The organism is Klebsiella sp. A-Nf5 (assembly GCF_002810545.1).
GTDB classification, from domain to species: Bacteria; Pseudomonadota; Gammaproteobacteria; order Enterobacterales; family Enterobacteriaceae; genus Klebsiella; species Klebsiella variicola.
Genome location: NZ_PIOG01000268.1, coordinates 231,473 through 248,888, shown reverse-complemented (window position 1 = coordinate 248,888; position 17,416 = coordinate 231,473). Strand labels below are relative to the sequence as shown.

The 17,416-nt window shown below is 59.9% G+C and carries 14 protein-coding genes and 1 pseudogene; 12 read left to right on the top strand and 3 right to left on the bottom strand.

Going from position 1 to position 17,416, the window contains the following annotated elements; all coding sequences use genetic code 11:
* Window positions 1-71: 71 nt before the first annotated feature.
* Genes tdcB through pflB form a run of 4 tightly spaced genes read left to right on the top strand, consistent with a single transcriptional unit; the run spans window position 72 to window position 5,974 of the window.
* Window positions 72-1,061: a bifunctional threonine ammonia-lyase/L-serine ammonia-lyase TdcB gene (tdcB, locus tag CWM53_RS26320; RefSeq protein ID WP_002910762.1), complete on the top strand. Its 990-nt coding sequence runs from the start codon at window positions 72-74 to the stop codon at window positions 1,059-1,061.
* A gap of 25 nt (window positions 1,062-1,086) precedes the next feature.
* Complete coding sequence (gene tdcC, locus CWM53_RS26315) at window positions 1,087-2,418, top strand: threonine/serine transporter TdcC (protein ID WP_100681143.1); 1,332 nt, start codon at window positions 1,087-1,089, stop codon at window positions 2,416-2,418.
* Window positions 2,419-2,445: 27 nt separating this feature from the next.
* On the top strand, window positions 2,446-3,651 hold the full coding sequence (gene tdcD / locus CWM53_RS26310; protein WP_074385494.1) for a propionate kinase: 1,206 nt from the start codon (window positions 2,446-2,448) through the stop codon (window positions 3,649-3,651).
* Window positions 3,652-3,679: 28 nt separating this feature from the next.
* Window positions 3,680-5,974: a formate C-acetyltransferase gene (gene pflB, locus CWM53_RS26305; protein WP_100675766.1), complete on the top strand. Its 2,295-nt coding sequence runs from the start codon at window positions 3,680-3,682 to the stop codon at window positions 5,972-5,974.
* Window positions 5,975-6,025: 51 nt separating this feature from the next.
* Here the strand turns inward: pflB and CWM53_RS31455 are convergent, their stop codons facing one another.
* Complete coding sequence (locus tag CWM53_RS31455; RefSeq protein ID WP_004225356.1) at window positions 6,026-6,172, bottom strand: hypothetical protein; 147 nt, start codon at window positions 6,170-6,172, stop codon at window positions 6,026-6,028.
* A 289-nt stretch (window positions 6,173-6,461) separates the two neighbouring features.
* Between CWM53_RS31455 and CWM53_RS26300 the strand changes: the two genes are divergently transcribed.
* From CWM53_RS26300 to CWM53_RS26280, 5 genes are all read left to right on the top strand, one after another.
* A complete protein-coding gene (locus CWM53_RS26300; RefSeq protein ID WP_162493310.1) occupies window positions 6,462-7,520 on the top strand; it encodes a branched-chain amino acid ABC transporter substrate-binding protein in 1,059 nt (352 codons plus the stop codon).
* A gap of 109 nt (window positions 7,521-7,629) precedes the next feature.
* Window positions 7,630-8,544, top strand: a complete 915-nt coding sequence (locus CWM53_RS26295) for an ABC transporter permease subunit (protein ID WP_008804338.1) — start codon at window positions 7,630-7,632, stop codon at window positions 8,542-8,544.
* A 9-nt stretch (window positions 8,545-8,553) separates the two neighbouring features.
* Entirely contained in the window at window positions 8,554-9,840 is a 1,287-nt protein-coding gene (livM, locus tag CWM53_RS26290; protein ID WP_074385495.1) for a high-affinity branched-chain amino acid ABC transporter permease LivM, read from the top strand.
* Window positions 9,837-10,712 carry an ABC transporter ATP-binding protein gene (locus CWM53_RS26285; RefSeq protein ID WP_061154166.1) on the top strand — a complete coding sequence of 292 codons (876 nt, stop codon included), beginning with the start codon at window positions 9,837-9,839 and terminating at the stop codon, window positions 10,710-10,712. The genes livM and CWM53_RS26285 overlap by 4 nt, the downstream gene beginning before the upstream one ends.
* The gene (locus tag CWM53_RS26280) at window positions 10,709-11,428 is read left to right on the top strand and encodes an ABC transporter ATP-binding protein (RefSeq protein WP_100729538.1); all 720 of its coding nucleotides are present in this window, start codon (window positions 10,709-10,711) and stop codon (window positions 11,426-11,428) included. Before CWM53_RS26285 ends, CWM53_RS26280 begins: the two co-directional genes overlap by 4 nt.
* 5 nt (window positions 11,429-11,433) lie before the next feature.
* On the opposite strand, the gene CWM53_RS26275 is transcribed toward CWM53_RS26280, so the two are convergent.
* Window positions 11,434-12,327 (bottom strand): LysR substrate-binding domain-containing protein, encoded by an 894-nt coding sequence (locus tag CWM53_RS26275; RefSeq protein ID WP_008804342.1) that lies wholly within the window; start codon window positions 12,325-12,327, stop codon window positions 11,434-11,436.
* Between the two features lie 283 nt (window positions 12,328-12,610).
* Here CWM53_RS26275 and pckA point away from each other — a divergent pair, with 283 nt between their 5' ends.
* A complete protein-coding gene (gene pckA, locus CWM53_RS26270; RefSeq protein ID WP_012967799.1) occupies window positions 12,611-14,254 on the top strand; it encodes a phosphoenolpyruvate carboxykinase (ATP) in 1,644 nt (547 codons plus the stop codon).
* 49 nt (window positions 14,255-14,303) lie between these two features.
* Here the strand turns inward: pckA and CWM53_RS26265 are convergent, their stop codons facing one another.
* The gene (locus tag CWM53_RS26265) at window positions 14,304-14,780 is read right to left on the bottom strand and encodes a GNAT family N-acetyltransferase (RefSeq protein ID WP_012541306.1); all 477 of its coding nucleotides are present in this window, start codon (window positions 14,778-14,780) and stop codon (window positions 14,304-14,306) included.
* A 98-nt stretch (window positions 14,781-14,878) separates the two neighbouring features.
* Here CWM53_RS26265 and CWM53_RS26260 point away from each other — a divergent pair.
* Together CWM53_RS26260 and CWM53_RS26255 are read left to right on the top strand one after the other, a co-directional pair.
* A pseudogene (locus CWM53_RS26260) lies at window positions 14,879-15,813 on the top strand (LysR family transcriptional regulator).
* A gap of 305 nt (window positions 15,814-16,118) precedes the next feature.
* The gene (locus CWM53_RS26255) at window positions 16,119-17,414 is read left to right on the top strand and encodes an MFS transporter (protein WP_100729553.1); all 1,296 of its coding nucleotides are present in this window, start codon (window positions 16,119-16,121) and stop codon (window positions 17,412-17,414) included.
* Window positions 17,415-17,416: the final 2 nt, after the last annotated feature.

Genomic DNA, 17,416 nt, shown 5'->3' with positions numbered 1-17,416 from the left:
ACACACTTCCTCGCTGTTATCAGCAGGATGACGCCCGGTCATTGACTTTATATTAAGATACAGAGGCCATCATGCATATTACCTACGATCTTCCGGTATCCATTGACGATATTCTCGAGGCGAAGCAACGCCTGGCGGGAAAAATATATAAAACGGGCATGCCCCGCTCGAATTATTTTAGCGAACGCTGCCAGGGGGAAATATTCCTTAAATTCGAAAATATGCAGCGCACGGGATCATTTAAAATCCGTGGCGCCTTTAATAAGCTGTGCGGTTTAACCGCGGCGGAAAAACGCAAAGGGGTGGTGGCCTGTTCGGCGGGCAACCATGCGCAGGGGGTCTCGCTCTCCTGCGCCATGCTCGGCATTGACGGGAAAGTGGTGATGCCGAAAGGGGCGCCGAAATCGAAAGTCGCCGCCACCTGCGATTATTCGGCAGAGGTAGTCCTGCATGGCGATAACTTTAACGATACCCTCGCCAAAGCCAGCGATATTGTTGAACTTGAGGGGCGTATTTTTATTCCCCCCTATGACGACCCGCAGGTGATTGCCGGGCAGGGAACGATTGGTCTCGAAATATTAGAAGATCTGTATGACGTGGATAATGTCATCGTGCCGATTGGCGGCGGGGGGTTAATTGCCGGTATCGCGATTGCGATTAAATCCATTAACCCGACGATCCGCATTATTGGCGTGCAGTCGGAGAATGTTCACGGGATGGCCGCCTCCTGGTATGCCGGGGAGATCACCAGCCATCGCCACGCCGGCACCTTAGCCGATGGTTGCGATGTCGCCCGGCCAGGGAAACTGACCTATGAAATCGCCCGCCAGCTGGTGGATGACATCGTCCTGGTCAGTGAGGACGACATTCGTCAGAGCATGGTCGCCTTAATTCAGCGCAATAAAGTGATCACCGAAGGGGCCGGGGCGTTGGCCTGCGCCGCGTTATTAAGCGGCAAATTAGACAGCTATATCCAGAACCGCAAAACGGTCAGCCTGATTTCCGGCGGCAATATCGATCTCTCCCGGGTATCGCAAATTACGGGTTTTGTTGACGCTTAATTCAATACATAAGTGAGGACAGGATATGAGTACGACTGAGAGCATTGCATCCAGCCAGACAAGCCTTTCGTCCTGGCGTAAATCTGACACCACCTGGACCCTGGGCCTGTTTGGCACCGCTATCGGCGCCGGGGTGCTGTTTTTCCCTATCCGCGCCGGCTTCGGCGGGCTGATCCCGATCCTGGTGATGCTGGTGCTGGCCTATCCCATCGCCTTCTATTGCCATCGGGCGCTGGCCCGGCTGTGCCTGTCGGGGGCTAACCCCTCCGGCAATATCACCGAAACGGTGGAAGAGCATTTTGGCAAAACCGGCGGGGTGGTGATCACCTTTCTGTACTTCTTCGCCATCTGTCCGCTGCTGTGGATTTATGGCGTCACGATCACCAATACCTTTATGACCTTCTGGGAGAACCAGCTGCAGATGCCGGCCCTCAACCGCGGGGTGGTGGCGCTGCTCCTGCTGCTGCTGATGGCGTTTGTCATCTGGTTTGGTAAAGACCTGATGGTCAAGGTGATGAGCTATCTGGTGTGGCCGTTTATTGCCAGCCTGGTTGTGATCTCCCTGTCCCTGATCCCTTACTGGAATAGCGCGGTGATTGAGCAGGTCAACCTCAGCGATATCGCCTTAACCGGTCACGACGGCATTCTGGTGACGGTATGGCTTGGCATCTCCATCATGGTGTTCTCCTTTAACTTCTCGCCAATCGTCTCCTCGTTTGTGGTCTCCAAACGCGAAGAGTATGAAGCGCAGTTTGGCCGGGAGTATACCGAACGCAAATGCTCACAGATCATCTCCCGGGCCAGCATGCTGATGGTGGCGGTGGTGATGTTCTTCGCCTTCAGTTGCCTGTTTACCCTCTCGCCGCAGAACATGGCGGACGCCAAGGCGCAGAATATCCCGGTACTCTCCTATCTGGCGAACCACTTTGCCTCGATGTCGGGCACCAAATCCTCGTTTGCCACCCTGCTGGAGTATGGCGCGTCGATCATCGCCCTGGTGGCCATCTTCAAATCGTTCTTCGGTCACTATCTCGGCACCCTTGAAGGGCTGAACGGTCTGATCCTGCGCTTCGGCTATAAAGGGGATAAAACCCGGGTCTCCAGCGGCAAGCTCAATACCCTGAGCATGGTGTTCATCATGGGCTCGACCTGGGTGGTGGCGTATGCCAACCCTAATATCCTCGACCTGATTGAGGCCATGGGCGCGCCAATTATCGCCTCGCTGCTGTGCCTGCTGCCGATGTACGCCATTCGTAAAGCGCCTTCGCTGGCAAAATACCGTGGCCGTCTCGATAACCTCTTTGTGACCGCCATTGGTCTGCTGACCATCCTCAACATCGTTTACAAACTGTTCTAATCCGGCTCAGGCCACGCGGAGTACAACATGACTGAATTTCCGGTAGTACTGGTGATCAACTGCGGCTCGTCGTCGATCAAATTTTCCGTACTGGACGCCGCCAGTTGCGACTGCCTGCTGAACGGCGTGGCCGAGGGCATCAACGCGGAACGGGCGTTTCTCTCGCTCAACGGCGGCGAGCCGGTGGCGCTGGCGCAGCGCGGCTATGAAGGCGCCCTGCAGGCGATTGCCGGGGCATTAGCCCAACGCGACCTCATCGACAGCGTGGCCCTGATTGGCCACCGCGTTGCCCACGGCGGCGACCTCTTCACCGAGTCGGTCATTATTAGCGAGGAGGTTATCACTAACATTCGCCAGGTATCGTCCCTGGCCCCGCTGCATAACTACGCCAGTCTCAGCGGCATCGCCTCGGCGCAGCGGCTGTTTCCGCAAGTGATGCAGGTGGCGGTCTTTGATACCAGCTTTCACCAGACCCTGGCCCCGGAAGCTTTTCTCTATGGTCTGCCGTGGGAGTATTACCAGAACCTCGGGGTACGCCGCTACGGTTTCCACGGTACCTCGCACCGCTATGTGTCCCGGCGCGCCCTGGCGCTGCTCGGGTTGCCGGAGCAGGAGAGCGGCCTGGTGATCGCCCACCTGGGCAATGGCGCCTCGATCTGCGCGGTGCGCAACGGCCGCAGCGTGGACACCTCGATGGGGATGACGCCGCTGGAGGGGCTGATGATGGGCACCCGCAGTGGCGATGTCGACTTCGGCGCCATGGCGTGGATTGCCGGGGAAACCCGGCAGACCCTCAGCGACCTCGAGCGGGTGGCCAACACCGCCTCCGGCCTGCTGGGGATCTCCGGCCTTTCCTCCGACCTGCGGGTGCTGGAGCAGGCGTGGCATGAGGGCCATGCCCGCGCCCGCCTGGCGATTAAAACCTTTGTCCATCGCATCGCCCGTCATATTGCCGGTCACGCCGCCGCGCTGCAGCGTCTCGACGGCATTATTTTCACCGGCGGGATTGGCGAGAACTCGGTGCTGATCCGTCGGCTGGTGAGCGAGCGGCTGGCAGTTTTTGGCCTTGAGATGGACGTCGCCCGCAACCAGCAGCCTAATTCGGTCGGCGAACGCCTGATCTCCGCCGACGCCAGCCGGGTGCGCTGCGCGGTTATTCCTACCAATGAAGAGCGCATGATTGCCCTTGATGCGATCCGCTTAGGGCGGATCCACACGGCGGCGCTGGCCTGACTTTTTATTCTGTAGAGAGACGATGTTCATGAAAGTAGATATCGATACCCAGGATGTACGATACGCCGAGGCCTGGCAGGGCTTTCGCGGTACGGCGTGGCAAACGCAGATCGACGTCCGCGATTTTATTCAGCATAACTACACCCCTTACGAGGGCGATGAGTCTTTCCTCGCCGACGCGACGCCAGCGACCACCGCCCTCTGGGAGCAGGTAATGGCCGGGATCCGCGTCGAGAACGCCACCCATGCGCCGGTGGATTTCGACACCAATGTCGCCACCTCCATCACCGCCCACGCGGCGGGCTATATCAACCAGCCACTGGAAAGGATCGTCGGCCTGCAAACGGACCAGCCGCTGAAGCGCGCCCTGCATCCTTTTGGCGGCATCAATATGATCAAAAGCGCCTTCGAGGCCTATGGCCGCGAAATGGATCCCGACTTTGAGTATCAGTTTACGGCGCTGCGCAAGACCCACAATCAGGGGGTATTTGACGTCTATTCCCCGGATATGCTGCGCTGTCGCAAGTCGGGGGTGCTCACCGGGCTACCGGACGGCTATGGCCGCGGACGGATCATCGGCGATTACCGTCGCGTGGCGCTGTACGGCATCCGCTATCTGGTTCGCGAACGTGAGCTGCAGTTTGCCGACCTGCAGCCAGCCCTGGAGCGCGGCGAGGCGCTGGAGGCCACCCTGCGCCTGCGCGAAGAGCTGGCCGAACAGCGGCGCGCGCTGCAGCAGATGCAGGAGATGGCGGCCCGCTACGGCTGCGATATCGCCCACCCGGCGCGTACTGCCCGGGAGGCGGTGCAGTGGCTGTACTTCGCCTACCTGGCGGCGGTGAAGTCGCAGAACGGCGGCGCCATGTCGCTGGGGCGTACGGCCACCTTCCTCGACATCTATATCGAACGCGATCTGCGGGCGGGTCGGCTCAATGAACAGCAGGCTCAGGAGCTCATTGACCACTTCATCATGAAGATCCGCATGGTGCGTTTCCTGCGCACCCCGGAATTTGACACGTTGTTCTCCGGGGATCCCATCTGGGCGACGGAGGTGCTGGGCGGCATGGGGCTGGATGGCCGCACCCTGGTCAGTAAAACCACCTTCCGTTACCTGCATACTCTGCACACCATGGGGCCGGCGCCAGAGCCCAACCTGACCGTGCTCTGGTCACAAGCGCTGCCGGTGGCGTTTAAAAAATATGCCGCCCGGGTCTCTATCGCCACCTCGTCGCTGCAGTATGAGAACGACGATCTGATGCGCAGCGATTTTCACAGCGACGACTACGCCATCGCCTGCTGCGTCAGCCCGATGGTGATCGGCAAGCAGATGCAGTTCTTCGGCGCCCGCGCCAATCTCGCCAAAACGCTGCTCTACGCGATTAACGGCGGGGTGGATGAGAAACTGAAGATCCAGGTGGGGCCGAAAACTGACCCTCTGCGTGATGAGGTGCTGGACTATGACACCGTGATGGCCAGCCTCGACCACTTTATGGACTGGCTGGCGGTGCAGTACATCAGCGCGCTGAACATCATCCATTGTATGCATGATAAGTACAGCTACGAGGCGGCGCTGATGGCCCTGCACGACCGCGACGTCTACCGCACGATGGCCTGCGGCATCGCCGGCCTGTCGGTGGCGGCGGATTCGCTGTCGGCGATAAAGTACGCCCGGGTGAAGCCGGTGCGCGATCACCACGGGCTGGCGGTGGACTTTGTCATTGAAGGCGACTATCCGCAGTACGGCAACAACGACGATCGGGTCGATGCCATCGCCTGCGACCTGGTGGAGCGCTTTATGCGTAAAATTCAGGCGCTCCCCACCTGGCGTCAGGCGGTGCCGACCCAGTCGATCCTGACCATCACCTCTAACGTGGTATACGGACAGAAAACCGGTAATACGCCGGACGGACGTCGGGCGGGGACGCCGTTCGCCCCGGGGGCCAATCCGATGCATGGCCGCGACCGCAAAGGGGCGGTGGCGTCGCTGACCTCGGTGGCGAAACTGCCGTTTACCTACGCCAAAGATGGCATCTCGTATACCTTCTCCATCGTGCCGGCGGCTCTCGGCAAAGCCCCGTCGGCGCAGGAAAACAACCTGGTGGGGCTGCTGGACGGCTACTTCCACCACGAGGAGACGGTGGAGGGGGGACAGCATCTTAACGTCAATGTGCTGAACCGGGAAAAGCTGCTCGATGCGATAGAACACCCGGAGCAGTATCCGAATCTGACGATCCGCGTCTCCGGCTATGCGGTCCGCTTTAACGCGCTGACCCGCGAGCAGCAGCAGGATGTGATCTCCCGAACGTTCACCAGTCAACTCTGAGCGGCCGCCAGGCCACAGGAGAGCCTTTAACGGGCTCTCCTGTTATCATCTTCACATTACCGCAACAAAATAATCACCACTGTTGATCATATTCGCATTTTTGCACCACGCTGGCGCGCAGCGACCGCTAACTGCATCTATGTTTAGCTCACGGGCCGGTACGGATACCGCGTTGTCCGGCTCGCCACGTGATGGCAACCGATCTCCTGACCTGAAAGGGAATGCGCCCTTGCCGGATGCGGCACGGGTTGCCGTCGCGTGCGCACTGACCGGGGCGTCCGCGCTCCGGCGCGACCTCTCTACCTGGCGGGATTTTTGCTTCTTCCACCCTGGCCGTCCTGGCGCTGCGCCAACGTCGGCACCACACAGTAAGTGATATTTTCTGCGTCATTACATGACGCCAGGCTTTACATCGCTGAGGAATATCCGAATGTCTTTGAAACTGAAAACAATGACGCTTCATGTTGTGATAGCAGGTTGTATGAGCATGGCCTTTTACGCCCAGGCAGACGTGAAGATCGGCGTCGCCGGGCCCTTTACCGGACCCAACGCCACCTACGGCGCCCAGTACTGGAAGGGGGCCTCGCAGGCGGTGGCCGATATCAATGCCGCCGGTGGCATCAAAGGCGAAAAGATTGTGCTGGTGCAGGGGGATGACGCGTGCGAACCGAAGCAGGCGGTGGCGGTGGCCAACCGGCTGGTGGACGAAGCGAAAGTCTCTGCCGTGGTGGGGCACTTTTGCTCTTCCTCAACGATGCCGGCCTCCGAGGTATATGACGAAGCCGGGATCCTGACCATTACCCCCGGCTCGACCAACCCGCAGATCACCGAGCGCGGCATGAAGGATCTTTTCCGCATGTGTGGTCGTGACGATCAGCAGGGGGCGATTGCCGCCAACTATATGCTGGATGTGCTGAAGGCGAAGAAAATTGCCGTCATCCACGATAAAGACACCTATGGTCAGGGGCTGGCCGATGCCACCCGCGCGGCGCTGGCGAAGCGGGGCACCAAAGAAGTGTTGTACGAAGGCCTTTCCCGCGGTGAAAAAGACTTTAACGCCCTGGTGACCAAGATCGGCGCCCTCAAGCCGGACGTGGTCTACTTTGGCGGCTGTCATCCGGAAGCGGGCCCGCTGGTGCGTCAGATGCGCGAGCAGGGGGTGCAGGCTAAATTCTTCTCCGGCGACTGTATCGTCACCGAGGAGCTGGTGACGGCCGCCGGCGGGCCGCAGTTCACCAACGGCGTGCTGATGACCTTTGGTCAGGACCCGCGCACCCTCCCGGAAGGCAAAGCGGTGATCGAGAAGTTCCGCGCCAGCGGCTTTGAACCAGAAGGCTATACCCTCTACGCCTACGCTTCCATTCAGGCCATTGCCGCGGCCTGGAACGCCGTCGGTACCGATAACGCCAAAGCCAGCGACTGGTTGAAGAGCCACGACGTCGAGACGGTAATGGGCAAGAAAGCCTGGGATGGCAAAGGCGACCTCAAGGTGTCCGACTATGTGGTCTATCAGTGGGACGACAAGGGCAAATATCACCAGCTCTGATCGGCCACGACCTGAGGACGCTCTGTCCTTTTGACTTGCGAATCGTCACATGACGGCGGTCGACCGGGAACGGAACCCGGCGGCCGTCTGCCTGGCGGCTGGAGGGGCTATGACGGCGTTTTTTCTGCAACAACTGATCAATGGGCTGACGCTGGGCGCAGTGTACGGCTTAATCGCCATCGGCTACACCATGGTGTATGGGATCATCGGCATGATCAACTTCGCCCACGGCGAGGTGTATATGGTCTCCGCCTATCTGTGCGCCATCGGCCTGGCGCTGCTCTCTTTCTTCGGGATCCACTCCTTTCCGCTGCTGATTTTCGCCACCCTGGTGTTCACCATCGTGGTCACCGGCGTATATGGCTGGGCGATCGAGCGCATCGCCTACCGGCCGCTGCGCAACTCGACGCGGCTGGCGCCGCTGATCTCAGCTATCGGGATGTCGCTGATCCTGCAGAACTATGTCCAGCTGAGCCAGGGGCCGAACCAGCAGGGGATCCCGACGCTGCTCAGCGGCGCGCTGCGCATGACGGTGGGCGATGGGGTGGTGCAGATCACCTGGACCAAAGTGTTTATTCTCGTCGCGGCGCTGGTGGGGATGCTGACCCTGACCTGGATTATCCAGTACACCCGGCTGGGGCGCATCTGTCGCGCTACCCAGCAGGATCGGCGCATGGCGGCGATCCTTGGCATCAATACCGACCGGGTGATCTCCCTGGTGTTTGTCATCGGCGCGGCGATGGCCGGTCTGGCCGGCGTGCTGGTGACCATGAACTACGGCACCTTCGACTTCTATATCGGATTTATTATCGGCATCAAAGCCTTCACCGCCGCGGTGCTGGGCGGGATCGGCTCGCTGCCTGGCGCGATGCTGGGCGGACTGCTGCTCGGGGTGGCCGAGGCGCAGTTCGCCGGGCTGGTGAATTCGGATTACAAAGATGTCTTTTCCTTTGCGCTGCTGGTGGCGATCCTGATTTTTCGCCCGCAGGGGCTGCTGGGACGTCCGCTGGTGGCCAAGGTCTAAGGAGGCTTTATGGGTGAATTTACGCGCCAGCCTGCGCGGGATATCAAAAGCGCGCTGATCGACAGCGTGCTGGCCGGTCTTTGCGCGTTAATTGTCTTTGGCCCGATCGTCGGCGTGGTGCTCAAAGGGTATGGTTTTACCCTCGCGCCCGCGCGGGTGGCGATCCTGGTGGCGGTGGTGATGGCCGGCAGGCTGGCGCTCAGCCTGCTGCTGCAGAGTGGTCGGGGAAAAGCCTTTATTGCCCGCTTTGAGGGGGCAGATGACGGGGTGTACGTCCGGCCGCCGGGCTACCGCTCGCGGCTGCGCTGGATAATGCCGCTGCTGGTGGTCCTGGCCATCGCCTTTCCGCTTCTCGCCAGCAAATACCTGCTGACCGTGGCGATCCTCGGCCTGATCTACGTTCTGCTTGGCCTGGGGCTGAATATTGTGGTGGGCCTCGCGGGCCTGCTCGATCTGGGGTATGTGGCGTTCTACGCCATCGGCGCCTACGGCCTGGCGCTGGGCTACCAGTACCTCGGCCTCGGCTTCTGGGCGATGCTGCCGCTGGGGGCGGTGATGGCGGCCCTCGCCGGGGCGTTGCTGGGCTTTCCGGTGCTGCGCATGCATGGCGACTATCTGGCCATCGTCACCCTCGGCTTTGGCGAAATTATCCGCCTGGTGCTCAACAACTGGGTGAGCTTCACCGGGGGGCCCAACGGCGTACCGGTGCCGTCCCCCACGCTGTTTGGCCTCGAATTTACCCGCCGGGCCAAGGATGGCGGCATCCCCATCCATGAGTTTTTCCACGTCAGCTACAACCCCAACCTGAAATTTATCTTCCTCTACGCCGTACTGTGCCTGGTGGTGATGCTGGTACTGCTGGTGAAACATCGTCTGACGCGGATGCCCATCGGCCGCGCCTGGGAGGCGCTGCGCGAGGATGAGATCGCCTGTCGGGCAATGGGGCTCAACCACGTGCTGGTGAAGCTCTCGGCGTTTATGCTCGGCGCGTCGACCGCCGGCATCGCCGGGGTGTTCTTCGCCAGCTATCAGGGGTTTGTTAACCCGACGTCGTTCACCTTTTTTGAGTCGGCGCTGATCCTGGCGATCGTGGTGCTGGGGGGAATGGGCTCCACCCTGGGAGTGGTGCTGGCGGCGTTTGTCCTGACGGTCACTCCGGAGTTGCTGCGCGGTTTTGACGAATATCGGGTGCTGCTGTTCGGCGTGCTGATGGTGGTGATGATGATCTGGCGGCCGCGCGGCCTGGTGCGCACCAGCCGCAGTGGGGTTGCGTTGCGAAAAGGAGTCGCGCCATGACCGACAGCATCTTACGCGTTGAGCATCTGATGATGCATTTCGGCGGCATCAAAGCGCTGAATGATGTCAATCTGGAGGTGGAGCGGGGGTCGATCACCGCCCTGATCGGCCCCAACGGCGCGGGCAAGACCACGGTGTTTAACTGCCTGACCGGTTTTTACCGGGCGACGGGGGGCAGTATCGTGCTGCGGGCGCGGGAAAAGGTCACCGATGTTATTCAGGTGCTGGGGCAGAAGCTTCACCCGGACGATTTTCTTCACCCGGCGCAGCTGGGACGGCGGATCTATTACAAGATGTTCGGTGGCACCCATCTGGTGAACCGCGCTGGCCTGGCGCGCACCTTCCAGAACATTCGCTTATTCCGCGAGATGTCGGTGATTGAGAACCTGCTGGTGGCCCAGCATACCCAGGTTAACCGCCATCTGCTGGCCGGGATCCTCAATACCCGCGGGTATCGGCAGGCGGAGAGTCAGGCGCTGGACCGCGCTTTTTACTGGCTGGAGGTGGTGGAGATGGTGGACTGCGCCAACCGTCTGGCGGGGACCCTCTCCTACGGACAGCAGCGGCGGCTGGAGATCGCCCGCGCCATGTGTACCCGCCCGGAGATGATCTGTCTGGACGAGCCGGCCGCCGGCCTTAACCCAGTGGAAACCCAGGCGCTGAGCCGGATTATTCGCTTTCTGCGCCAGCAGCACGACATTACGGTGTTGTTGATCGAACATGATATGGGGATGGTGATGGAGATTTCGGATCATATCATCGTCCTCGATCACGGGGACGTCATCGCCCGCGGCGCGCCGCAGGCGATCCAGGCCAACGCCAGCGTGATTGCCGCCTATCTTGGCGCTGAGGAAGAGGAGACGCGCCGATGAGCCAGCCATTGCTTGCTTTTGATGAGGTGGATGTCTTCTACGGGCCGATCCAGGCCCTGAAGCAGGTCTCCCTCACCGTCAACGAGGGGGAGACGGTGGCGCTGATCGGCGCCAACGGCGCCGGTAAATCAACGCTGCTGATGTCGGTCTTCGGCCAGCCGCGCATTGCCGGCGGGGAGATTTTCTATCGCGGGGAGGCGATCAGCCGGAAATCGACCCACTTTATCGCCAGTAACGGCATCGCCCAGGCCCCGGAAGGGCGGCGCATCTTTCCCGATATGACCGTCGAGGAGAACCTGCTGATGGGGACCATTGCCATTGGCAACCGCTATCAGGCCGAAGACATGGCCCGCATGTACCAGCTGTTCCCCCGGCTGGAAGAGCGGCGGGGACAGCGGGCGATGACCCTCTCCGGCGGCGAGCAGCAGATGCTGGCCATCGCCCGGGCGCTGATGAGCCGACCGCGCCTGCTGCTGCTGGATGAGCCAAGCCTGGGGCTGGCGCCGCTGGTGGTGAAGCAGATTTTTCAGATCCTGCGCGAGCTGACGGCCCAGGGGATGACGCTGTTTCTGGTGGAGCAGAATGCCCGCCATGCCCTTAACCTGTCGGACCGCGCCTATGTGATGGTGAACGGCCAGATCCGCCTGAGCGGCAGCGGCCAGGCGCTGCTCAACGACCCGGAGGTGCGTAAGGCATATCTGGGGATCAGCGGCTGAGGGGGTTATTCCCGCGGTTCGTTACGGGTTTTAATGTGCTGCCAGAAACGTTCGGCGGCCTGGTTAAGCCGCGAGCCGGAGCGGTAGAGCCAGGCGCCGATCGGCAGCGACAGGCGGTCATCGAGGATCGTCAGTCGGCCTTCGTCCAGCTCGCGCTGAATAGAGTATTGCGGTAGCCAGCCCACGCCGTCGCCATTGAGGATCATGCGCTTGAGCAGCTCGCTCATGGAAGAGACAAACGTAAGGGAGAAGGTGATCTCCGGCGTACGGTCGATCACCTGGTTCACCTGGCGCCCCATATAGCTGTCGTTGGCGTATTTCATCAGCGGCAGCACGCCGCGATGTAAATGAAACAGCGGGCGGCCATGTTCGTCGCAGGGGGAGACCAGGTGCAGGTAAGAATCAAAAATTTTATGATTAATAAACGGATAGTTCATTAATTCTTCATTATAGAAGGAGAGGATAAAATCGCTTTTTCCCTCTTTCAGGTTAAATACGGCGTCGTTGACGTTAATCGATTCAACATGAAAAGTCTTATTTTTACGGTCGGTGTAACCGGCGATGATTTCCGGCAGTAATAACACCGACAGCGAAGGGGCCGCGTCGATTCTTATTTTCTGGGTCGTGTTATTTAAACCCTTAATACGACTGATCTGAAAATCCATGTCATCGAGCATATTTCGCGCATAGCCGACAAAAATTTTCCCGCGGTTGGTCAATTGCAGGGGGTTGGCGCTACGATCGAAGATGCTGAATCCGAGGGAGGCCTCCAGCGACTGGATGCGTCGACTGAACGAGGACTGAGAGATGTTGCGGGCTTTAGCCGCCAGGGTAAAGCTGCGCGACTCCTCAAGGGCAATCACATCATACAGCCATTTTACTTCCAGATTTGCCAACACCGATCCAGTCCTCAAAAACGCAATAAAGGCTATGCAATTTTAGCATAGCGCATAGAAACTATGCAATTAACATAATTATCGACAGGTGTTAACATTTTTTGGAAAGTTGAGATTTATGAATGCATATCGGCGACCCTACATGAGCACGATATGAAATCGCGACTCACGGTTATTTATTGCTTTATTTTATTGTCCAGGACTTATCTTATTAAATCGCCGGCGACGATGACGAAAGCAATGAATAACCCAGGCCTCTTACCTTAAATAGTTTGTCAGGAGTTCCATGTCACAACAAATTGAATCAGTTAAAATGGCTCTGCAGGAGCTGGGGATTAATGCAAGCGGCGAATTCTTTTACAACCCTGATTACGATTTGCTTATTGCACATGAAACCGCTCCTGAACTGACCGGCGCGGCCCGCGGCGTGATGACCGACTCTGGCGCTGTGGCTGTTGATACCGGGATCTTCACCGGCCGTTCACCGCGCGATAAATATATCGTCCGCGACGAACAGACTCGCGACACCGTCTGGTGGGCAGACTCCGGCCTCGGCCGCAATGACAATAAACCGTTATCGCCAGACGTGTGGCGCAGCCTGAAAAGCCTGGTCGCGGGCCAGCTGAGCGGTAAAAAACTGTACGTCATCGACGCCTGGTGCGGCGCCAGCCCGGACACTCGCCTTGGCGTACGCTTCGTTACCGAGGTGGCGTGGCAGGCCCACTTTGTCAAAAACATGTTTATCGTGCCGAGCGCCGACGAGCTGGCCAGCTTTACGCCAGACTTCGTGGTGCTCAACGGCGCGGGCTGCACCAATGCCAACTGGCAGGCGCAGGGGATGAACTCCGAGAACTTCGTCGCCTTTAATCTCAGCGAGCGTATTCAGCTCATCGGCGGCACCTGGTACGGCGGCGAAATGAAGAAAGGGCTGTTCTCGGTCATGAACTACCTGCTGCCGCAGAAAGGCATCGCGTCGATGCACTGCTCGGCCAACCGTGGCGAAGCAGGGGATGTGGCGCTGTTCTTCGGCCTCTCCGGTACCGGCAAAACCACCCTGTCGACCGATCCGCATCGTCAGCTGATTGGCGATGACGAGCACGGCTGGGACGATGACGGCGTGTTTAACTTTGAAGGCGGCTGCTACGCCAAGACCATCAATCTCGACCCGCAGGCGGAGCCGGAGATTTATGGCGCCATCCGCCGCAATGCGCTGCTGGAAAACGTGGTGGTGCGCGCTGACGGCAGCGTGGATTATGCCGACGGCAGCAAAACTGAAAACACCCGCGTCTCCTATCCGCTGTCGCATATCGACAATATCGTCAAGCCGGTGTCCCGCGCGGGCCATCCGTCGAAGGTGATTTTCCTTGCCGCCGATGCGTTTGGCGTCCTGCCGCCGGTCTCCCGTCTGACCACCGAGCAGATGCAGTACCATTTCCTGTCGGGTTTCACCTCGAAGCTGGCGGGTACCGAGCGCGGCATTACCCAGCCGACGCCGACCTTCTCCGCCTGCTATGGCGCGGCGTTCCTGCTGCTTCACCCAACCCAGTACGCCAGCGTCCTGGCGGCGAAGATGGCGGAATCCGGTGCGGAAGCCTGGCTGGTCAACACCGGCTGGAACGGCGAGGGCAAACGCCTGTCGCTGCGCGATACCCGCAGCATCATTAGCGCGATCCTCAACGGCACTACCGGCCCGCTGCGCGATGAGACCATCCCGGTGTTCGGTCTTGCGATCCCGCAGAGCATTCCAGGGGTAGACAGCGCGGTGCTGGATCCGCGTAATGGCTGGAGCTCAGCGGATAAGTGGCAGGAGAAGGCCGAGAGCCTGGCTCAGCTGTTTATGGATAACTTTAAGCAGTACAGCGATACCGAAGCGGGCGCGCGTCTGGCGCTGGCCGGTCCGCAGCTGCAGAATAGCGCGGTCGAAGCCTGATCCGCGGCCAGCAGGTCGACGCCTTGCGCCGACCTGCTGGCGAGCCGCTTTACTCCGCAAAGGCCCGCAGCGCATCGCCCGTGAGGCGATAACGCACCCACTCATCCTGCGGCTGCGCGCCAATGCTCAGATAGAAATCAATCGCCGGCTGGTTCCAGTCGAGCACGCTCCACTCCAGACGCCCGCACTGACGCTGTACAGCATATTGCGCGATGGTTTTCAGCAGCGCTTTTCCGGCGCCTATCCCGCGAAAGTCGGGGGTGACGTACAGATCCTCCATATAGATACCATTGCGTCCAAGCCAGGTGGAATAGCTGGTGAAGAACACCGCGTAGCCCACCGCTTTGCCCGCCACCTCGCAGATCAGCGCTTCGGTTTTGCTGCCGCTGGCAAACAGCGTCTCTCTGATCTCCTCTGCCGTCGTCACCACCTCTTCAGGGGCTTTCTCGTAGACCGCGAGTTCATAAATCATGTCGTAAATAGCGGTGGCGTCGTCCGGGGTGGCCTGGCGGATCGTGATGCTCATGGGGCGTCCTGTATCAATAGTCAAAAGAGAGCAAAATTGCTGACCCTGAGGATAAGCGGTATTGTGAAAAGAATTAAGTGCAATGAAATCAGCAAACGATGAATATTATGCATCCTGTCCTGCGCCGGATTGACCTCAACCTGCTGCCAGTCTTTGACGCGGTCTATCGCTCCCGCTCGGTGCGCCTGGCGGCGGAAGAGCTGGCAATGAGCACCTCGGCGCTGAGCCATGCGCTTTCCCGGCTGCGCAGCGCCCTCAACGATCCGCTGTTCTATCGCGAAGGGCACCGGATGTGCCCCAGCGTCTATGCCAGCCAGCTGGCGCCCTCTATTGCTTCGGCGCTGAAGTTTCTCAACCAGGAGCTCTGACGCCGCCGGCGGCGTTTGTGCCGGCCGCCAGCACCGACTGCATGCAGATTGCGATCACCGATTTCACCGCGTTCTGCGTCTTTCCGACGCTGATGCATCACCTGCAGCGTGAGGCGCCCGGGCTGCGGTTTGAACTCCGTTATCTGCCCCACAGCCCGGCGCTGACCGAGCTGCTGGCGGGCGAGGTCGACCTGGCCCTCGGGTTCAATACCCCTGACGAGCCAGCCCATCCCGATCTTGAGGAGATTAACTGGCTGCGGGACGAATATGTGGTCATCAGCCAGGCCGACCGGACGGCGCTGACCCTGGACGCCTACCTTGCTGCCCGTCATCTGGTGGTGACCCCGTGGAATGAGCAGCAGGGGGTGCTGGACCGTGAGCTGGAGCGGCAGGGCTATTCGCGGCAGGTGGCGATGAAAACCCCCTCGATGCTGAGCGCGCCCTTCATTATTGAGCAGAGCGACCTGTTGATGGCGCTGCCCCGGCGAGCGGCGGAGACGATGGCCCGCGCCGCCCGGCTGACCATTTTCCCGCTGCCGTTTCCGGTTCCGCCGTTTGACGTCAAGATTTACGCCCACCAACGCAGCGGGAAACGCGAGGCTACCCGCTGGCTGATCGCTCTGTTGCAGACGCTGGTGGGGGAGTCCGCCGCTTCCGCTTCCTGACGCGCTTTGCGGCCGGCAGCGTGTATCCTCACCCCAGGCCAGGGTTTTTATGCCGTCAACCCACGGCGACGTACCCTGGCCTCGGTCACAAAACGGAAAACTGACTTTTTCGCCGTCACCCGCAGCGTGGTTAGCACGGTATGTGTTAAATGATTGTATGCAAAAGTAATGTTAATTAGTTAAATGTTATTCATGCGTAAAATGCATTAATGGATGCGTTTATTACGCTTATTTCGTTCCCGGTTCTGTTTCAGTCTTCAGCAACAGGCGCGCGACAACGCGTGGATAACAAACTGGAGACCTGCATGCATTCAACAACCTCACTGATGAGTACCCGTGACCGGATCGGCGCCATCCTGCGCGTCACGTCCGGTAACTTTCTCGAACAGTTCGACTTTTTCCTGTTCGGGTTTTATGCCACCTACATCGCACATACCTTTTTTCCGGCGAGCAGTGAATTCGCCTCGCTGATGATGACCTTCGCGGTCTTTGGCGCCGGCTTTTTGATGCGCCCCATCGGCGCCATCGTTCTTGGCGCCTACATCGACAAGGTGGGGCGGCGCAAGGGGCTGATCGTCACCCTGTCGATCATGGCCACCGGCACCTTCCTGATCGTGCTGATCCCCTCTTACCAGACCATTGGCCTGTGGGCGCCGCTGCTGGTGCTGATCGGCCGTCTGCTGCAGGGCTTTTCCGCTGGCGCCGAGCTGGGCGGGGTGTCGGTCTATCTGGCCGAGATCGCCACGCCGGGCCGCAAAGGCTTTTACACCAGCTGGCAGTCGGGTAGTCAGCAGGTTGCCATCATGGTGGCGGCCGCGATGGGCTTTGCCCTCAACGCGGTGCTGGAGCAGAGCGCCATCAGCGGCTGGGGCTGGCGCATTCCGTTCGTCTTCGGCTGCCTGATCGTACCGTTCATTTTTGTCCTGCGCCGTAAGCTGGAGGAGACCCAGGAGTTTACGGCCCGCCGCCATCATCTGGCGATGCGCCAGGTGTTCGCCACGCTGCTGGCGAACTGGCAGGTGGTTATCGCCGGGATGATGATGGTGGCGATGACCACCACCGCGTTCTACCTGATCACCGTCTATGCGCCGACCTTTGGTAAAAAGGTGCTGATGCTCAGCGCCTCTGACAGCCTGCTGGTTACGCTGCTGGTGGCGATTTCCAACTTCTTCTGGCTGCCAGTGGGCGGGGCGCTGTCTGACCGCTTTGGCCGCCGACCGGTGCTGATTGCCATGACCCTGCTGGCGCTGGCTACCGCCTGGCCTGCGCTGACCATGCTGGCGAACGCGCCGAGCTTTTTGATGATGCTGAGCGTGCTGCTGTGGCTGTCGTTTATCTACGGCATGTACAACGGGGCAATGATCCCGGCGCTGACCGAAATTATGCCCGCCGAAGTGCGCGTGGCAGGTTTCTCGCTGGCCTACAGCCTGGCGACCGCGGTATTTGGCGGCTTCACGCCGGTGATTTCCACGGCGCTGATCGAGTATACCGGTGATAAAGCGTCTCCCGGCTACTGGATGAGCTTTGCCGCGGTCTGCGGCCTGCTGGCCACCTGTTATCTCTATCGCCGTAGCGCCGTTGCGCTGCAGACAGCACGTTAATC

Bases quoted from the DNA above. Each gene is read 5' to 3' on its own strand.
- CWM53_RS26295 (WP_008804338.1), top strand. From the start codon at position 7,630: ATGACGGCGTTTTTTCTGCAACAACTGATCAATGGGCTGACGCTGGGC.
- tdcD (WP_074385494.1), top strand. From the start codon at position 2,446: ATGACTGAATTTCCGGTAGTACTGGTGATCAACTGCGGCTCGTCGTCG.
- pflB (WP_100675766.1), top strand. From the start codon at position 3,680: ATGAAAGTAGATATCGATACCCAGGATGTACGATACGCCGAGGCCTGG.
- tdcB (WP_002910762.1), top strand. From the start codon at position 72: ATGCATATTACCTACGATCTTCCGGTATCCATTGACGATATTCTCGAG.
- CWM53_RS26280 (WP_100729538.1), top strand. From the start codon at position 10,709: ATGAGCCAGCCATTGCTTGCTTTTGATGAGGTGGATGTCTTCTACGGG.
- pckA (WP_012967799.1), top strand. From the start codon at position 12,611: ATGTCACAACAAATTGAATCAGTTAAAATGGCTCTGCAGGAGCTGGGG.
- CWM53_RS26255 (WP_100729553.1), top strand. From the start codon at position 16,119: ATGCATTCAACAACCTCACTGATGAGTACCCGTGACCGGATCGGCGCC.
- livM (WP_074385495.1), top strand. From the start codon at position 8,554: ATGGGTGAATTTACGCGCCAGCCTGCGCGGGATATCAAAAGCGCGCTG.
- CWM53_RS26265 (WP_012541306.1), bottom strand. From the start codon at position 14,780: ATGAGCATCACGATCCGCCAGGCCACCCCGGACGACGCCACCGCTATT.
- tdcC (WP_100681143.1), top strand. From the start codon at position 1,087: ATGAGTACGACTGAGAGCATTGCATCCAGCCAGACAAGCCTTTCGTCC.
- CWM53_RS26300 (WP_162493310.1), top strand. From the start codon at position 6,462: ATGGCCTTTTACGCCCAGGCAGACGTGAAGATCGGCGTCGCCGGGCCC.
- CWM53_RS26285 (WP_061154166.1), top strand. From the start codon at position 9,837: ATGACCGACAGCATCTTACGCGTTGAGCATCTGATGATGCATTTCGGC.